Genomic DNA, 14,144 nt, shown 5'->3' on the forward strand with positions numbered 1-14,144 from the left:
CCAGTACGCCGCGGCCTATCGATACAACCACAGCTGCCTCGGAGTACTGGATCGTCCGGTCAAGCCTAACGATGACAGCGGGGGTATGGCGCCGATAGCACCACAAGCCCGCTCGGTAGAATTTTCGCACTGCACAAGCCGCTCGCGCGATTGTATTTTTCCATGAGGTTCCCATGTGAGTGGCTCAGGTTTTTCTCCTGAGATTTCCCCACCACAGAGCGAGCATCACATGTCCTTCCACGACGCCGTCGTTCCCGCCTATTTGCAAATGCTGAACAGCCTGACCGGCCTGCTCACGAAAGCCGAGGCGCATTGTGCGGCCAAGAAGGTCGATCCCGCCGTCCTGCTCGGCTCCCGCCTGTTTCCGGACATGCTGCCGCTCTCGAAGCAGATCCAGCTGGTCAACGATTTCGCAGCCAAGGGCTGCGCCCGGCTGACCCATAGCGAAGTGCCGTCCACACCGGACACCGAGACCAGCTTTGCCGAATTGAAGCAGCGGCTCGCCAAGACCATCGACTATGTAAAATCGTTCAAGCCGGCGCAGTTCGAGGGCGCCGACACCAAGGATGTCACCTTCCCGGCCGGCCCCGACAAGTCCATCACCATGAAGGGCCAGCAATTCCTGAGCGCGTTCTCGCTGCCGAACTTCTATTTCCATGCCGCGACCGCCCACGGGATCTTGCGTCACAACGGCGTCGAAATCGGAAAGCGCGATTACATGGGCGCGAACTGAGTTTTCCAACTCGTGCGACCGCGGCAGGGAGATCAAATCCACTGCCGCGGCCCGCCATTGCACATGAATTAAGCTGCGCAAGGTCCGTGCGCAGCTCGCCTGCGCTTTCCGTATGGCTCCTCCCTTGCGCCTCGTGTCGCAATGCACAAGTGTTCCGGACCTCTCACCGCCTGGAAGCATTCTCATGAGCCGTTCGACCAAATTGTTTGAGACCTACAAGCTCGGCCCGATCACGCTGGCGAACCGTTTCGTGATGGCGCCGCTGACGCGCAACCGCGCCGTTCCCGGCACCTTCGTACCGGGCGCGCTCGCCGCCGACTATTACGCCCAGCGCGCCTCGGCGGGACTTCTGATTACCGAAGCGAGCCAAGTCTCGCAGCAGGGCCAGGGCTATCAGGACACGCCCGGCATCTACTCAAAGGACCAGGTCGCCGGCTGGCGCAAGGTGACCGATCAGGTGCACCAGCACGGCGGCAAGATCTTCATCCAGCTCTGGCACGTCGGCCGCATTTCGCATGTCGACCTTCAGGCCAATGGCGCAGCCCCGGTGGCGCCGAGCGCGATCCGTGCCAAGGGCAAAACCTTCGTCAACGGCGGCTTCGCCGACGTCTCCGAGCCCCGTGCGCTCGAGCTCTCCGAAATTCCAGGGATCATCGACGATTTCAAGCGCGCCACGAAGAACGCACTTGAGGCCGGCTTCGACGGCGTCGAGATCCATGGCGCCAACGGCTATCTGCTCGAGCAGTTCGCCAAGGACGGCACCAACAAGCGTACCGACGCCTATGGCGGCTCGATCGAGAACCGCGCACGGCTGATGCTGGAAGTCTCCAAGGCCGTCGCGGCCGAAGCCGGCGCCGAGCGCACCGGCATCCGCATCTCGCCGGTGACGCCGGCCAACGACATCTCGGATTCGAACCCGCAAGCCCTCTACGACCATATCGTCGATGGTCTCGCCGCGCTGAAGCTGGTCTATCTCCACGTCGTCGAAGGCGCCACCGGCGGTCCGCGCGACATCGCGCCGTTCGACTATGCCGGCTTGCGCAAGCGCTTCCCCGGCGCCTACATCGCCAACAACGGCTATGATTTCGACCTTGCCACAAGGGTGCTCGAGGCGAACGCGGCCGATCTGATCGCCTTCGGCAAGCCGTTCATCTCCAACCCCGACCTCGTCGAGCGGCTGAAGCAGGGCGCGACGCTGAACGACTGGGACAAGAACACGTTCTACGGCGGCGGCGCGAAGGGATACACGGACTATCCAACGCTGGCGGCTGAACCGGCGGAGTAAGGCGTCGTCGTCGCTCCATCCTCCGTCATTGCGAGGAGCGAAGCGAAGCAATCCAGACTACCTCCGTGGAAAGACTCTGGATTGCTTCGCTTCGCTCGCAATGACGGTGTGGAAGCAAATCCACGACAATAAAAAGGAAAAAGGCCGGGATTGCTCCCGGCCTTTCGTTTTTTGATGTCGCTCGACGCGGCGCTTACTTCGCTTCCGCGCGCTTCGGGGGCTGGGCCGGCCACGACTTGATCAGGGTGTCGTAGTCGACCGTCTCGCCCTTCGGCTTCTCGTTGGCGAGCTTGCGCTGCGGGGCAATCGTGCCGTCCTTCTGGGCCTTGGCGAACCAGTACTCGGCCGTCTCCTTCTTGTGCAGCTTCGGACCGCAGGCGCCCTGCACGCCGGACTTCTCCAGACGCTCCATCACGGAATCTTGCGCAGCGGCAAGCGAGTCCATCGCGGCTTGCGGCGTCTTCGCACCGGACGACGCATCGCCGATGTTCTGCCACCACAGCTGCGCCAGCTTCGGATAGTCGGGCACGTTGTTGCCGGTCGGGGTCCACTGCACGCGCGCGGGCGAGCGGTAGAACTCGATCAGGCCGCCGAGCTTCGGCGCACGCTCCGTGAACGACTTGTCCCAGATGTCGGATTCACGGATGAACGTGAGGCCGACATGGCTCTTCTTCAGCGACACCGACTTGGAGACGATGAACTGGAGATAGAGCCAGGCTGCCTTGCGACGATCCGCCGGGGTCGACTTCAGCAGCGTCAGCGAGCCAGCGTCCTGGTAGCCGAGCTTCATGCCTTCCTTCCAGTACGAACCGTGCGGCGACGGAGCCATACGCCACTTCGGCGTACCGTCCGCGTTCATCACGGCGATGCCCGGCTTCACCATGTCGGCGGTGAAGGCGGTGTACCAGAACATCTGCTGGGCGATGTTGCCCTGCGCCGGCACCGGACCCGATTCGGAGAAGGTCATGCCCTGGGCCTGCGGCGGCGCATACTTCTTCATCCAATCGAGGTACTTGGTGATCGAGTAGACCGCGGCCGGACCGTTGGTGTCTCCGCCACGCTCCACCGAGGAGCCGACCGGACGGCAGCCTTCCATGCGGATGCCCCATTCGTCGACCGGCAGACCGTTCGGAATGCCCTTGTCGCCGTTACCGGCCATCGACAGCCAGGCGTCGGTGAAACGCCAGCCGAGCGACGGGTCCTTCTTGCCATAGTCCATATGGCCATAGACCTTGACGCCGTTGATCTCCTTGATGTCGTTGGTGAAGAACTCGGCGATGTCTTCATAGGCCGACCAGTTCACGGGCACGCCGAGCTCGTAGCCATACTTGGCCTTGAACTTGGCTTTGTAGTCGGCGTTGGTGAACCAGTCGTAGCGGAACCAGTACAGGTTGGCGAACTGCTGGTCGGGCAGCTGGTAGAGCTTGCCGTCCGGCGCGGTGCCGAACGACTTGCCGATGAAGTCGTTGACGTCGAGCATGGGGTCGGTGACGTCCTTGCCCTCGCCCGTCATGTAGTCGGACAGTGCGATGGTCTGGCCGTAGCGGAAGTGGGTGCCGATCAGGTCGGAATCGTTGATCCAGCCGTCGTACACGTTCTTGCCGGACTGCATCTGGGTCTGCAGCTTCTCGACGACGTCACCTTCCTGGATGAGGTCGTGCTTGAGCTTGATGCCGGTGAGTTCGGAGAACGCCTTGGCCAGCGTCTGCGCCTCGTATTCGTGGGTCGTGATGGTCTCGGAGACGACGTTGATCTCCATGCCCTTGAAGGGCTCGGCGGCCTTGGCGAACCACTCCAGCTCCTTCTTCTGGTCTTCCTTCGACAGCGTCGAGGGCTGGAATTCCGCGATCCACTTCTGGATCGCGGCGTCGTCGGCGGCGCGCACCGGCGCCGAGACGGCCAGCGACACCGCGACGATGGCGGCGACGCTGGACATCGTCAGAAAGCTATTCTTGGTCAATGAACGTTCCCTTCTCCTAAACTGCCGCATGTTATTCCTCCATTGCAGCGACAAACTTTTTACAGACCCGGGTTGGTCCCGGATCTGGCCGTTCCTTCGCGGGCTAGACCGTGCGGAAAATGAGCACGGCCGTGGCCAGCGAAATTCCTGATGCGATCCAAAGGCGCGAAATTTCAAGTCCGTCCTCGCCGATCGGCAGCGTGGCGAGGGCGTCAGTGCCGGCGAAAGCGATCCAGAGCAGGTGGATGACCGCCGCCGTGATCAGGGAGATGAACAGACGGTCGCCGCGCGTGGTCGGGATGCGCAGCACGCCGACGCGCTCGGCTTCGGGATAGGCCACCCCAAGCCAGGTCATCACGGCCAACGTGCAGGCGAGCGCGACAAAGAAGATCGCCGTCGGCGGCGTCCAGGCCATCCATGCAATAGATCCCATGATCTTACTCCTTGCGCATGATCTGGTCCGAAAACCGGTTTCCACTTTTCGGGATCATGCGCATCTCCTACACCCGACCGAGCGCGAAACCGCTCGCGATATAATTGCGGACGAACCAGATCACGAGCGCGCCCGGGATGATCGTCAACACGCCGGCAGCGGCCAGCAGGCCCCAGTCCATACCCGCGGCCGATACCGTACGCGTCATGATCGCCGCGATCGGCTTGGCCTGCACCGAGGTCAGCGTGCGCGCGAGCAGCAGCTCGACCCAGGAGAACATGAAGCAGAAGAAGGCGGCGACGCCGATGCCGCTCGCGATCAGCGGCACCAGGATCTTGATGAAGAAGCGCGGGAAGGAATAGCCGTCGAGAAAGGCGGTCTCGTCGATCTCGCGCGGCACGCCGGAAACGAAGCCTTCCAGGATCCACACGGCAAGCGGGACGTTGAAGATGCAGTGCGCGAGCGCGACCGCCCAGGGCGTATCGAACAGCCCGATCGCCGAATAGAGGTTGAAGAACGGCAGGGCATAGACCGCGGCCGGCGCCATGCGGTTCGACAGCAGCCAGAAGAACAGATGCTTGTCGCCGAGGAAACGGTAGCGCGAGAACGCATAGGCCGCCGGCAGCGCCACCGAGATCGAGATGATGGTGTTGAGGACGACATATTCCAGCGAGTTGATATAGCCGGAATACCAGCTCTCGTCGGTGAAGATGCGCTTGTAATGCTGGAGCGTCGGGGCGTGAGGCCACAGCGTCATCGTCGAGACGATCTCGGCGTTGGTCTTGAAGCTCATGTTGACGAGCCAGTAGATCGGCAACAGCAGGAAGATCAAGAACAGCGCCATAATGAGGCGACGGCCGGGGATCGAGTGCATCACGCGGCTCCTTCCTGCGGCTTCCGCTCGGCGCCGGCATTGGTCATGACGGTGTAGAAGATCCAGCAGACGATCAAGATGATGAGGTTGTAGACCAGCGACAGTGCGGCGGCCTTGCCGAGGTCGAACTGGCCCAGCGCGATCTTGACCAGCTCGATCGACACGAAGGTCGTCGAATTGCCGGGACCGCCACCTGTCACCACAAACGGCTCGGTGTAGATCATGAAACTGTCCATGAAGCGCAGCAGCACCGCGATCAGCAGCACGCGGTTCATCTTCGGCAGCTGGATCGCCTTGAACACCGCCCAGCGCGAGGCGCCGTCGATCTGCGCCGCCTGGTAATAGGCTTCGGGAATCGACTTCAGGCCGGCGTAGCAGAGCAGCGCGACCAGGCTCGTCCAGTGCCAGACGTCCATCACGATGACGGTGACCCAGGCGTCGATCTCGTTGGAGACGTAATTATAGTCGATGCCGATGGCGTTGAGGACATAGCCGAGCAGGCCGATATCGGGGCGGCCGAAGATCTGCCAGATCGTGCCGACCACGTTCCACGGGATCAGCAGCGGCAGCGCCAGGATGACGAGGCAGGCCGCGACCGTCCAGCCCTGGCGCGGCATCGACAGCGCGACCACGATGCCGAGCGGCACCTCGATCGCGAGGATCACCAGCGAGAAGAACAGATTGCGGCCGAGCGAAGCCAGGAAACGGCCGCCGAGATCGGTCGAAGGATCGAGCAATTCCTTGAACCAGCCGACACCGTTCCAGAAGAACTGGTTGTTGCCGAAGGTATCCTGCATCGAATAGTTCACTACCGTCATCAACGGCAGCACTGCCGAGAAGGCGACGACCAGGAACACCGGCAGCACCAGGAACCAGGCTTTTTGGTTGACGGTCTTGTCCATCAGGCGGCTCCCTCCACCAGAAGGCTGTCGACATAAACGTGGACGTGCGACGGGTCGAATTTCAGGCCGGCCGTGCCGTCCGGGCTGGTGAAGCCGGCCGGCGCGCGTGCCGCGAGTTTTGCGTCACCGAGCCGCGCCCGCGCGAAGCGGATGCGGCCGAGGTCGTCCACGCGTTCGATCTTCGCACTGAGCAGGCCGGGCGCAGGCGCGACGGCCTCAACGAATTCTGGACGGACGCCGATCTCGATCTTCGCGCCATCAGGCAGCTTGTCGTAGCTACGGTTGAGCGCGATGACGTGACCGCCGATCCTGGCCTCGCGGCCCCTCACCTCGGCCGGCAGGATGTTCATGCCGGGCGAGCCGATGAAATAGCCGACGAAGGTGTGCGCCGGCTTGTCGAACAGCTCGGCCGGCGTACCGCTCTGCACCACGCGGCCGTCATGCATGACCACCACGGTGTCGGCGAAGGTCAGCGCTTCGGTCTGGTCGTGGGTGACGTAGATCATCGTAAGGTCGAGCTCGCGATGCAGCGCCTTCAGCTTGGAGCGGAGCTGCCATTTCAGCTCGGGGTCGATCACGGTGAGCGGCTCGTCGAACAGCACGGCGGCGACGTCGGAGCGGACGAGGCCGCGGCCGAGCGAGATCTTCTGCTTGGCATCGGCCGTGAGCCGTGTCGCCTTGCGGTTCAGATAGGGCTCGAGGTCGAGCAGGCGGCCGATCTCGGCGACGCGCTTGTCGATCTCGACCTTCGGCACGCCGCGGTTCTTCAGAGGGAACGCCAAATTCTGCCCCACCGTCATGGTGTCGTAGATCACCGGAAACTGGAACACCTGGGCGATGTTGCGCTTCTGGGTTGACAGCGGTGTGATGTCCTCGCCGTCGAACAGGATTTTCCCCCGCGACGGCGTGATGATGCCGGAGATGACGTTGAGCAGCGTGGTCTTGCCGCAGCCGGACGGCCCGAGCAACGCGTAGGCGCCGCCCTGCCGCCACGTCATGGTGACAGGCTTGAGAGCAAAGCTGTCCTGCGGCGCATCATTGCCGCCGTAGGAGTGGGCGAGATCGACGAGGTCAATGCGGGCCATGTCGCACCTCCCTCAAGAAACTTTATTTGTTGACGCGTCTTCTTCACGCGAACCGCTACGCGGTTCGCTTGAAAACGCTATGGCGGGTGCCGCGACCAGCCGGTCGGCAGCATCAAACACGAAAACGTCGTTGGGATCGAGCACGGCATCGAGCGTCTGGCCGGGCTCGAACTCGTGCACGCCGTGCAGCACCGCCACCCAATTCGATCCATCGCGGGTCAGATGCACGAAACTCTCCGAACCGGTGATCTCGGTCACCGTTACCGTGGCATGGAAGGCGTGGCGGTCAGTCTCGCCATTGGCAAGCGCGAGCTGATGGGCACGAAATCCGACGCGATAGGCGCCGTCGGCGAGCGAGGAATAAAGACCGGACGCCGGCGCGGCGATGCCACCCGCATATTGCACGGAACCGTTCTTCTTCTCGATGCCGACGAGATTGAGCGGCGGATCGGAGAACACCTGCGCGACGCGCAAGGTCTGGGGCCGCCGGTAGACGTTCGGCGTCTCGCCGATCTGAAGCGCTTTCCCCTCCCACATGCACACCGTATTGCCGCCGAGCAGCAGCGCCTCGGTCGGCTCGGTGGTGGCATAGACGAAGATCGCACCGGACGCCTCGAAGATGCGCGGCAGCTCGGTGCGCAGCTCCTCTCGGAGCTTGTAGTCGAGATTGGCGAGCGGCTCGTCGAGCAGGACGAGGTCGGCGCCCTTCACCAGCGCGCGCGCCATCGCGGTTCGCTGCTGCTGGCCGCCGGAAAGCTGGAGCGGCGTGCGCTTCAGGAACGGCTCGAGCCTGAGCAGCCGGGCCGCTTCCGCGACCCGCGCCTCGATTTCGGCCCGCGGCTTGCCCTGCACGCGCAAGGGCGAAGCGATGTTCTCGTAAACCGACAGCGAGGGGTAGTTGATGAACTGCTGATAGACCATGGCGACCGAGCGCTGGCGCACGTCGACACCGGTGACGTCCTTGCCATTGACCAGCAGCTTGCCCGATGTCGGCTTGTCGAGGCCAGCGAGCAGCCGCATGATCGAGGTCTTGCCCGACAGCGTCGGCCCGAGCAGCACGTTGAGCGTGCCGCTCTCGAGCGTCAGCGAGACGTCGCGGATGTGTGGGATACCGTCCACAGTCCGGGTCACGTGATCGAGTGTCACGGTCATGAGCGTCCTCCCGCTTCCAGCAGGGGACTTTGCTGCACGGCGTGGGTCCTGATCCAGTCGTCAAGCGCCGCGATCTCATCGGCACTTAGTCGCAGGCCGAGCTTGGAACGGCGCCAGACAACGTCGTCGGCGGTAACTGCCCATTCGTGGGCCATGAGATAGCGGACTTCGCGCTCGGTCAGCGTCGCACCGAAGGCTTGGCCCAGATCGGCCGCCGATTTCGCATCCCCAAGCAGCTTGATCGCCCTCGTGCCATAGGCGCGCGCGAGGCGCCGCGCGTGCTCGTGGCTGAGGAAGGGATAGCCGCGCTGAAGCTCGGCGATCAGACCGTCGACATCGGACACGCCCATGTCGCCGCCGGGCAGCGGCCATTTGCCGGTCCAGCCTTCGCGCGCTTTCGCACTGCGAAGATAGGGCGCGAGCCGCTCCAGCGCCTCCTCGGCGAGGCGGCGGTAGGTCGTGATCTTGCCGCCATAGATCGACAGCAGCGGCACGCCGCCGGGCGTGTCGAGCTCGAACACATAGTCGCGTGTCGCGGCCTTGGCTTCGCTGGCGCCGTCGTCGTAGAGCGGACGGACGCCGGAATAGGTCCAGACCACGTCATCGGGCGTGACAGGCTTGGCCAGATATTCACTTGCCGCCGTGCAGAGATACTGAATCTCCTCGGCCGTCGCCTTCACCTTGGCGGGATCGCCGTCATAGTCGCGGTCGGTGGTGCCGATCAGCGTAAAATCGTCCTGATAGGGAATGACAAAGATGATGCGGCCGTCGGCATTCTGGAACATGTAGGCGCGGTCGTGGTCGTAGAGCTTTTTCACGACGATGTGCGAGCCTTGCACCAGGCGCACCTTGGCTTTGGCGTTGACGCCGGCGCCGCGGCCGAGCACATCCTCGACCCAGGGACCGCCGGCATTGACCAGCGCACGGGCCTGGATCGACGAACGCGCGCCGGTCAGCGTGTCGATCATGCTGACGGTCCAGATGCCGTCTGACTGTTTGATATCCGTCGCACGGGTGCGGGTGCGGATCTCGGCGCCCTTGTCGGCGGCGTCGCGTGCGTTGAGCACGACCAGACGGGCATCATCGACGAAGCAGTCGGAATATTCGAACCCGCGGCCATAGCGGTTCGGGATCAGCGGGCGGCCGACCTCGTCACGCCGAAGGTCGACCGAGCGGGTCGCCGGCAACAGATGACGGCCGCCGATGTGGTCATAGAGGAAGAGGCCGAGGCGCAGCAGCCAGGCCGGCCGCAAGCCCGCATGGTGCGGCAAAACGAAACGCAGAGGGCGAATGATGTGGGGCGCGATGCCCCAGAGGATCTCGCGCTCGATCAGCGCCTCGCGGACCAGCCGAAACTCGTAATATTCGAGATAGCGCAGGCCGCCATGCACCAGCTTGGTCGACCAGGACGACGTCCCGCTCGCCAAATCATTCATTTCGCACAGGAAAACGGAGTTGCCGCGGCCCACCGCGTCGCGCGCGATGCCGCAGCCGTTAACACCGCCTCCGATAATGGCGAGGTCGAAAATACGCTCCAACAGACGCATCCCCCGGCGACCGCCCGTTCAATCGAGCGGTTACTTTCGTTTTTGATTAGATCACACCGAGAAACGAAAGCAAGATGAAAGAGAGGCGGAAGGAAGTGAAAGCGGAACTTTGTCGGCGCCAATGAGGTGGAGAAATTGCCAGACCGAGCGCCGCATTTGAGGGCAAAGGGCTCGATCGAATCGCATGCGGGCATGGCTCGCATCAACCAGAGCGCTCAACCCCTTGAATGTAGCAACATGTCTACATATACTTGGCGGTATGGCACTGCCACGGCGAGGAGGCGCTGACGATGGTGACCACCCTGACCAGTCGGGAATTCAATCAAGACACCAGCGGCGCGAAAAAGGCCGCATCGCAGGGGCCCGTCTTCATTACGGACCGCGGCCGTCCGGCCCACGTCCTGCTCTCAATCGAGGAATATTTGCGTCTGAGCGGCGGGCACATGAGCCTTGCCGAGGCTCTTGGGCAAGTGAGCGCGGAGTTCGATTTCGATCCGCCTCGCATGGCAGGTGAGATTAGGGCTGCCGATCTCGACTGATGTTTCTGCTGGACACCAATGTCATTTCCGAACTGAGGCGGCCAGATAAAGCTGATCGCAACGTCTTCGCATGGGCCAATGCAATTCCCGCGGCGAATTTCTTCATGGCTGCCATCTCGATCCTCGAAATTGAGCTGGGCGCGCGCTTGATCGAGCGCAAAGACGCGGCGCAAGGTGCCGTCCTGCGCACCTGGATCGATGGCCAAATTCTGGTTCGCTTTGAGGGGCGAATCCTGGCCATCGATACAGCCGTGGCGCAGCGCTGTGCGCAACTTCACGTTCCCAACCCCCGGGCGGAACGCGATGCTCTCATCGCAGCGACCGCGCTTGTTCACGGCTTGACGGTTGTCACGCGCAATGTGGGGGATTTCGAACCAACGGGCGTCCCGCTACTCAATCCATGGGACGCCGCATGAATTCTACCTCAGCCGCACCACCGGCGCCGCCTCGGGCGCTTCTTGTGCCTCGCCTTGGGCATCATCGACATCCGCCGCCTTCGGCATCGCCGCCATCACCTCGATGCCCTTACCGTGGCAGATAGTGGCGAGGCGCTCGGGCAATTCCTGGTCGGTGACGAAGGTCTGGATCTGGCTGATATGCGCGATGCGGACCGGCGCGCTGCGCCGGAGCTTGGTGGAATCAGCGACCAGCATGACGCTGCGGGCGTTGGCAATGATGGCCTGCGCCACCTGCACCTCGCGATAGTCGAAGTCGAGCAGCGCGCCCTCCTCGTCGATCGCGGACGCCCCGATGATGGCGTAGTCAACCTTGAACTGGCCGATCAGCTGCGTTGCGGTCGAGCCGACCACCGCACCGTCGGCGCGCCGCACCGTGCCGCCGGCGACCACCACCTCGATGCGGGGATGGCGGTAGAGCAGCATGGCGACGTTGAGATTGTTGGTGATGACGAGGAGATCCTCGTGCGAGGTCAGCGCGCTCGCGACCTCCTCGGTCGTGGTGCCGATGTTGATGAACAGTGAGCAGCCATTCGGAATCAGCGAAGCGGCCGCGGCTCCAATCGCCTTCTTCTCGTCGGCGGCGACGAAGCGCCGCGCCTCGTAGGCGAGGTTTTCCACGCCGGAGGCGATGATGGCGCCGCCATGGATGCGCGTCAGCGATCTCCGCTCGCAGAGATCGTTGAGATCCTTGCGGATGGTCTGCGCCGAGACCTCGAACCGGCGCGCCAGCTCCTCGACCATGACGCGGCCCGAGGCTCGCGCGATGTTGAGGATTTCGGCTTGGCGATGAGTCAGTCCGGTCACGGCGATAGCCTTAGGTCAGGAAGCTGCATGGTGCGGCGGCTCGCGCCTTCGGTCAATGCGCGCGCCGATCACGGTTAACGGACGAAGGTCCTCACCACGCCATCGCGGCAGCGAGGCGCGCGAGCAGCGTGGGATCGTCGAAGGCGCTGGCGGAGGCGATAGCCCCGGCGGCGACGAGATCGGCGTGGCTGAGGCTGGTCCGGATGCCGATGGTCGGAATGCCGGCCGCTGCGGCCGATTGCACGCCGGTGCGGGAGTCCTCGAACGCGATCGAGGCCATCGCGCTGGCGCCGGCAAAGCGCAACCCTTCCTGATAAGGCAGCGGATGCGGCTTGCCGTGCAACAGCTCGGCGCCGATTACGAGCGCCTTGAAGCGGTCCGTGATGCCGAGGCCGGACAGCAGCATCTCCGCATTGAGCCGCGGGGCGTTGGTCACGGCAACCATGGGAATACCGGCCGCATCCGCCCTGTCGAGCAGCGCCATCAGGCCCGGCAGCGGCTCGATCTGCCCAGCGACGAGCTCGCGGAAGACTTCCTCCTTCTCATCTAGGATCAAGGCACGCCGTTCCGGCGCCTCGTCGGGCAGAAAGCGCTCGCCGATCGATATATTCGCGAAACCTTGCAGCTCCCTGGAGAAGCGTGCGTGATCGAAGACATGGCCGCGAGGGCCGAACACCTGATTGAAGGCCTTCAGGTGCAGCGGATCGGTGTTGGCGAGCGTACCGTCGATGTCGAACAGCAACGCCCTGCCGATAGCCTCGATCATGTCCGTACTTTCCCGAATATATGACGCATCAATACGAAAGCCGTATCAATACAGCGGCAATCGCGCAATGACGCACGTGAATGACCACGACGCGACACTCGACAAAGTCGCGCGCGGCTGCAACACTCCATGCAAGATCAAAAAGGAGGAAACGATGACGATCAACCGACGCGATCTGGCTCTCTCGACTCTTGCTGTCTCCACTCTTGCAGTCTCAGCGCTCACGACACCGGCGCTGGCAGCCTCGGCGGACGAGGAGGCCGTGGCGAAAAAGGTCGAGGCGTTCCGTCTCGCCCAGATGGCGGCCGATCCCAAGGCGCTCGGCGCGCTCTGCGCCGACGAGGTGAGCTACAGCCATTCTAGCGGCAAGGTCGAGGACAAGGCGACTTTCGTCACCAACGCCACCGACGGCAAATCCAAATTCCTGTCGATCGAGTACAAGGACCCGACCATCAAGGTTGTCGGCCCCGCTGCGATCGTGCGTTTCCACTGGGTGGCGGAACAGGAGATGGCCGCCGATGGGAAAAAAGTGCCGACCAACCTTCACATCCTGATGAACTGGCAGAAGCAGGGCGACGACTGGAAGCTGCTCTCACGAGCGGCGACGAAGTTGTGATTGACGGTGTCATTCCGGGACGCGCCAAAAGGCGCGGGCCCGGAATGCGTTCGTCGACATTCTCTGCGGCAAAATGGATTCTCAGATGCGCAATTGCGCATCGTAGCTCGCGCTACGCGCGCTCCGGAATGACAGCTGCGCTTACGCCGCTTCCTTCACATCACCGTTAACCAGCTTGCGCGCGGCGCGCTCGGCTTCGCGCGCGTTGCGGAAGAGCTGGCCTTCGAGACGGTTGAATTGGTGGGACGAGGCGAAGAAGCAATAGCCGCCCTGGCCACGAACAACGATTCCCGCGGTCTCTGAATTAACTTCGATGATGTAGCTGTCCGGCATGGCCCGTAGATTCCTCAGTGCGGGCAAATAACGGCAGCTCTGCCCAAAGGTTCCTAGGGCATATGAGGCCGTTTCCACCCCGAATCGACAGGCAACTGAGTACGCCGGGACCTCATCCGTTTTATGACTGGTTCTTGGCAAAGCCGCGGCGTCGTGACTCAGTCGCGCCGCGTTTGGCGGTGCCGCACGCATCAGGGATGAGGCGCAAGGCCGCGCGCGATTACGTCGCGATCGCGGTGTCGGCCGGGCGAACCGGCTGCGGGCGGCCGTGCTCGTCGATCGAGACGTAGGTGAAATTGCCGTCGGTGACGAGGAACGGTTGCTGCTCGCCGCGGCGTAGCGCCCACGCTTCCAGATGCACGGTGATGGAGGTGCGCCCGACGCGAACGAGGTGGGCGTGGACCGACACGAGATCGCCGACATAGACGGCCTTGCGGAAATTCATCGCCTCGATGGCGACGGTCACGGTGCGCGACTTTGCGACCTTTGACGCAAACACGCCGCCGCCGACATCCATCTGGCTGAGCAGCCAGCCGCCGAAGATGTCGCCGTTTGCGTTGGTGTCGGCAGGCATCGCCAGCGTGCGGATGCAGAGATCGCCGCCCGGCCCGGCATTGGCTTGTTCGTTCATGCCTCTCTCACTTGAAGATTGCTCAC

Annotated in this window: 16 protein-coding genes; 5 read left to right on the top strand and 11 right to left on the bottom strand. The window is 63.1% G+C overall.

From position 1 onward, the window contains the following. The first annotated feature begins 229 nt into the window (after positions 1–229). Both ABIC03_RS09335 and ABIC03_RS09340 read left to right on the top strand, forming a co-directional pair. Positions 230–733, top strand: coding sequence for a DUF1993 domain-containing protein (locus ABIC03_RS09335; protein WP_354057318.1), 504 nt, complete (start codon positions 230–232; stop codon positions 731–733). A gap of 184 nt (positions 734–917) precedes the next feature. Next, positions 918–2,018 (top strand): alkene reductase, encoded by a 1,101-nt coding sequence (locus ABIC03_RS09340; RefSeq protein ID WP_354057320.1) that lies wholly within the window; start codon positions 918–920, stop codon positions 2,016–2,018. Positions 2,019–2,211: 193 nt separating this feature from the next. On the opposite strand, the gene ABIC03_RS09345 is transcribed toward ABIC03_RS09340, so the two are convergent. The 7 genes from ABIC03_RS09345 to glpD form a co-directional block, all read right to left on the bottom strand. Then, a complete protein-coding gene (locus ABIC03_RS09345; RefSeq protein ID WP_275171808.1) occupies positions 2,212–3,954 on the bottom strand; it encodes an ABC transporter substrate-binding protein in 1,743 nt (580 codons plus the stop codon). A gap of 127 nt (positions 3,955–4,081) precedes the next feature. Then, on the bottom strand, positions 4,082–4,411 hold the full coding sequence (locus ABIC03_RS09350) for a DUF2160 domain-containing protein (protein ID WP_354057322.1): 330 nt from the start codon (positions 4,409–4,411) through the stop codon (positions 4,082–4,084). Positions 4,412–4,478: 67 nt separating this feature from the next. Next, on the bottom strand, positions 4,479–5,285 hold the full coding sequence (locus ABIC03_RS09355; protein ID WP_007606994.1) for a carbohydrate ABC transporter permease: 807 nt from the start codon (positions 5,283–5,285) through the stop codon (positions 4,479–4,481). Next, positions 5,285–6,187 carry a carbohydrate ABC transporter permease gene (locus tag ABIC03_RS09360; RefSeq protein WP_275171486.1) on the bottom strand — a complete coding sequence of 301 codons (903 nt, stop codon included), beginning with the start codon at positions 6,185–6,187 and terminating at the stop codon, positions 5,285–5,287. The genes ABIC03_RS09355 and ABIC03_RS09360 overlap by 1 nt, the downstream gene beginning before the upstream one ends. Continuing rightward, positions 6,187–7,272 carry an ABC transporter ATP-binding protein gene (locus ABIC03_RS09365; protein WP_275171484.1) on the bottom strand — a complete coding sequence of 362 codons (1,086 nt, stop codon included), beginning with the start codon at positions 7,270–7,272 and terminating at the stop codon, positions 6,187–6,189. Before ABIC03_RS09365 ends, ABIC03_RS09360 begins: the two co-directional genes overlap by 1 nt. Positions 7,273–7,284: 12 nt before the next feature. Beyond that, positions 7,285–8,424, bottom strand: coding sequence for an ABC transporter ATP-binding protein (locus tag ABIC03_RS09370; RefSeq protein WP_354057324.1), 1,140 nt, complete (start codon positions 8,422–8,424; stop codon positions 7,285–7,287). Then, entirely contained in the window at positions 8,421–9,971 is a 1,551-nt protein-coding gene (glpD, locus tag ABIC03_RS09375; protein ID WP_354057326.1) for a glycerol-3-phosphate dehydrogenase, read from the bottom strand. Before glpD ends, ABIC03_RS09370 begins: the two co-directional genes overlap by 4 nt. A gap of 290 nt (positions 9,972–10,261) precedes the next feature. Here glpD and ABIC03_RS09380 point away from each other — a divergent pair, with 290 nt between their 5' ends. Next, positions 10,262–10,510, top strand: coding sequence for a type II toxin-antitoxin system prevent-host-death family antitoxin (locus ABIC03_RS09380; protein ID WP_354057328.1), 249 nt, complete (start codon positions 10,262–10,264; stop codon positions 10,508–10,510). After that, a complete protein-coding gene (locus ABIC03_RS09385) occupies positions 10,510–10,926 on the top strand; it encodes a type II toxin-antitoxin system VapC family toxin (RefSeq protein WP_354057330.1) in 417 nt (138 codons plus the stop codon). The genes ABIC03_RS09380 and ABIC03_RS09385 overlap by 1 nt, the downstream gene beginning before the upstream one ends. 3 nt (positions 10,927–10,929) lie before the next feature. On the opposite strand, the gene ABIC03_RS09390 is transcribed toward ABIC03_RS09385, so the two are convergent. Both ABIC03_RS09390 and ABIC03_RS09395 read right to left on the bottom strand, forming a co-directional pair. Continuing rightward, positions 10,930–11,772 carry a DeoR/GlpR family DNA-binding transcription regulator gene (locus ABIC03_RS09390; RefSeq protein WP_354057332.1) on the bottom strand — a complete coding sequence of 281 codons (843 nt, stop codon included), beginning with the start codon at positions 11,770–11,772 and terminating at the stop codon, positions 10,930–10,932. Positions 11,773–11,863: 91 nt separating this feature from the next. Further along, positions 11,864–12,538 carry an HAD family hydrolase gene (locus ABIC03_RS09395; RefSeq protein WP_354057334.1) on the bottom strand — a complete coding sequence of 225 codons (675 nt, stop codon included), beginning with the start codon at positions 12,536–12,538 and terminating at the stop codon, positions 11,864–11,866. A gap of 154 nt (positions 12,539–12,692) precedes the next feature. On the opposite strand from ABIC03_RS09395, the gene ABIC03_RS09400 reads away from it, so the two are divergent. After that, positions 12,693–13,154: a nuclear transport factor 2 family protein gene (locus tag ABIC03_RS09400; RefSeq protein ID WP_354057336.1), complete on the top strand. Its 462-nt coding sequence runs from the start codon at positions 12,693–12,695 to the stop codon at positions 13,152–13,154. Between the two features lie 141 nt (positions 13,155–13,295). On the opposite strand, the gene ABIC03_RS09405 is transcribed toward ABIC03_RS09400, so the two are convergent. Both ABIC03_RS09405 and ABIC03_RS09410 read right to left on the bottom strand, forming a co-directional pair. Further along, complete coding sequence (locus ABIC03_RS09405; RefSeq protein WP_008137732.1) at positions 13,296–13,487, bottom strand: hypothetical protein; 192 nt, start codon at positions 13,485–13,487, stop codon at positions 13,296–13,298. Positions 13,488–13,707: 220 nt separating this feature from the next. After that, positions 13,708–14,118, bottom strand: a complete 411-nt coding sequence (locus ABIC03_RS09410) for an acyl-CoA thioesterase (protein ID WP_354057338.1) — start codon at positions 14,116–14,118, stop codon at positions 13,708–13,710. Positions 14,119–14,144: the final 26 nt, after the last annotated feature.

Origin of the sequence: Bradyrhizobium sp. RT6a (assembly GCF_040547675.1) — a bacterium.
Classification (GTDB): Bacteria; Pseudomonadota; Alphaproteobacteria; order Rhizobiales; family Xanthobacteraceae; genus Bradyrhizobium.

Excerpts from the sequence above, each read along its gene's own strand:
- ABIC03_RS09335 (WP_354057318.1), top strand. The coding sequence starts at position 230 with ATGTCCTTCCACGACGCCGTCGTTCCCGCCTATTTGCAAATGCTGAAC.
- ABIC03_RS09340 (WP_354057320.1), top strand. The coding sequence starts at position 918 with ATGAGCCGTTCGACCAAATTGTTTGAGACCTACAAGCTCGGCCCGATC.
- ABIC03_RS09345 (WP_275171808.1), bottom strand. The coding sequence starts at position 3,954 with ATGTCCAGCGTCGCCGCCATCGTCGCGGTGTCGCTGGCCGTCTCGGCG.
- ABIC03_RS09350 (WP_354057322.1), bottom strand. The coding sequence starts at position 4,411 with ATGGGATCTATTGCATGGATGGCCTGGACGCCGCCGACGGCGATCTTC.
- ABIC03_RS09355 (WP_007606994.1), bottom strand. The coding sequence starts at position 5,285 with ATGCACTCGATCCCCGGCCGTCGCCTCATTATGGCGCTGTTCTTGATC.
- ABIC03_RS09360 (WP_275171486.1), bottom strand. The coding sequence starts at position 6,187 with ATGGACAAGACCGTCAACCAAAAAGCCTGGTTCCTGGTGCTGCCGGTG.
- ABIC03_RS09365 (WP_275171484.1), bottom strand. The coding sequence starts at position 7,272 with ATGGCCCGCATTGACCTCGTCGATCTCGCCCACTCCTACGGCGGCAAT.
- ABIC03_RS09370 (WP_354057324.1), bottom strand. The coding sequence starts at position 8,424 with ATGACCGTGACACTCGATCACGTGACCCGGACTGTGGACGGTATCCCA.
- glpD (WP_354057326.1), bottom strand. The coding sequence starts at position 9,971 with ATGCGTCTGTTGGAGCGTATTTTCGACCTCGCCATTATCGGAGGCGGT.
- ABIC03_RS09380 (WP_354057328.1), top strand. The coding sequence starts at position 10,262 with ATGGTGACCACCCTGACCAGTCGGGAATTCAATCAAGACACCAGCGGC.
- ABIC03_RS09385 (WP_354057330.1), top strand. The coding sequence starts at position 10,510 with ATGTTTCTGCTGGACACCAATGTCATTTCCGAACTGAGGCGGCCAGAT.
- ABIC03_RS09395 (WP_354057334.1), bottom strand. The coding sequence starts at position 12,538 with ATGATCGAGGCTATCGGCAGGGCGTTGCTGTTCGACATCGACGGTACG.
- ABIC03_RS09400 (WP_354057336.1), top strand. The coding sequence starts at position 12,693 with ATGACGATCAACCGACGCGATCTGGCTCTCTCGACTCTTGCTGTCTCC.
- ABIC03_RS09405 (WP_008137732.1), bottom strand. The coding sequence starts at position 13,487 with ATGCCGGACAGCTACATCATCGAAGTTAATTCAGAGACCGCGGGAATC.
- ABIC03_RS09410 (WP_354057338.1), bottom strand. The coding sequence starts at position 14,118 with ATGAACGAACAAGCCAATGCCGGGCCGGGCGGCGATCTCTGCATCCGC.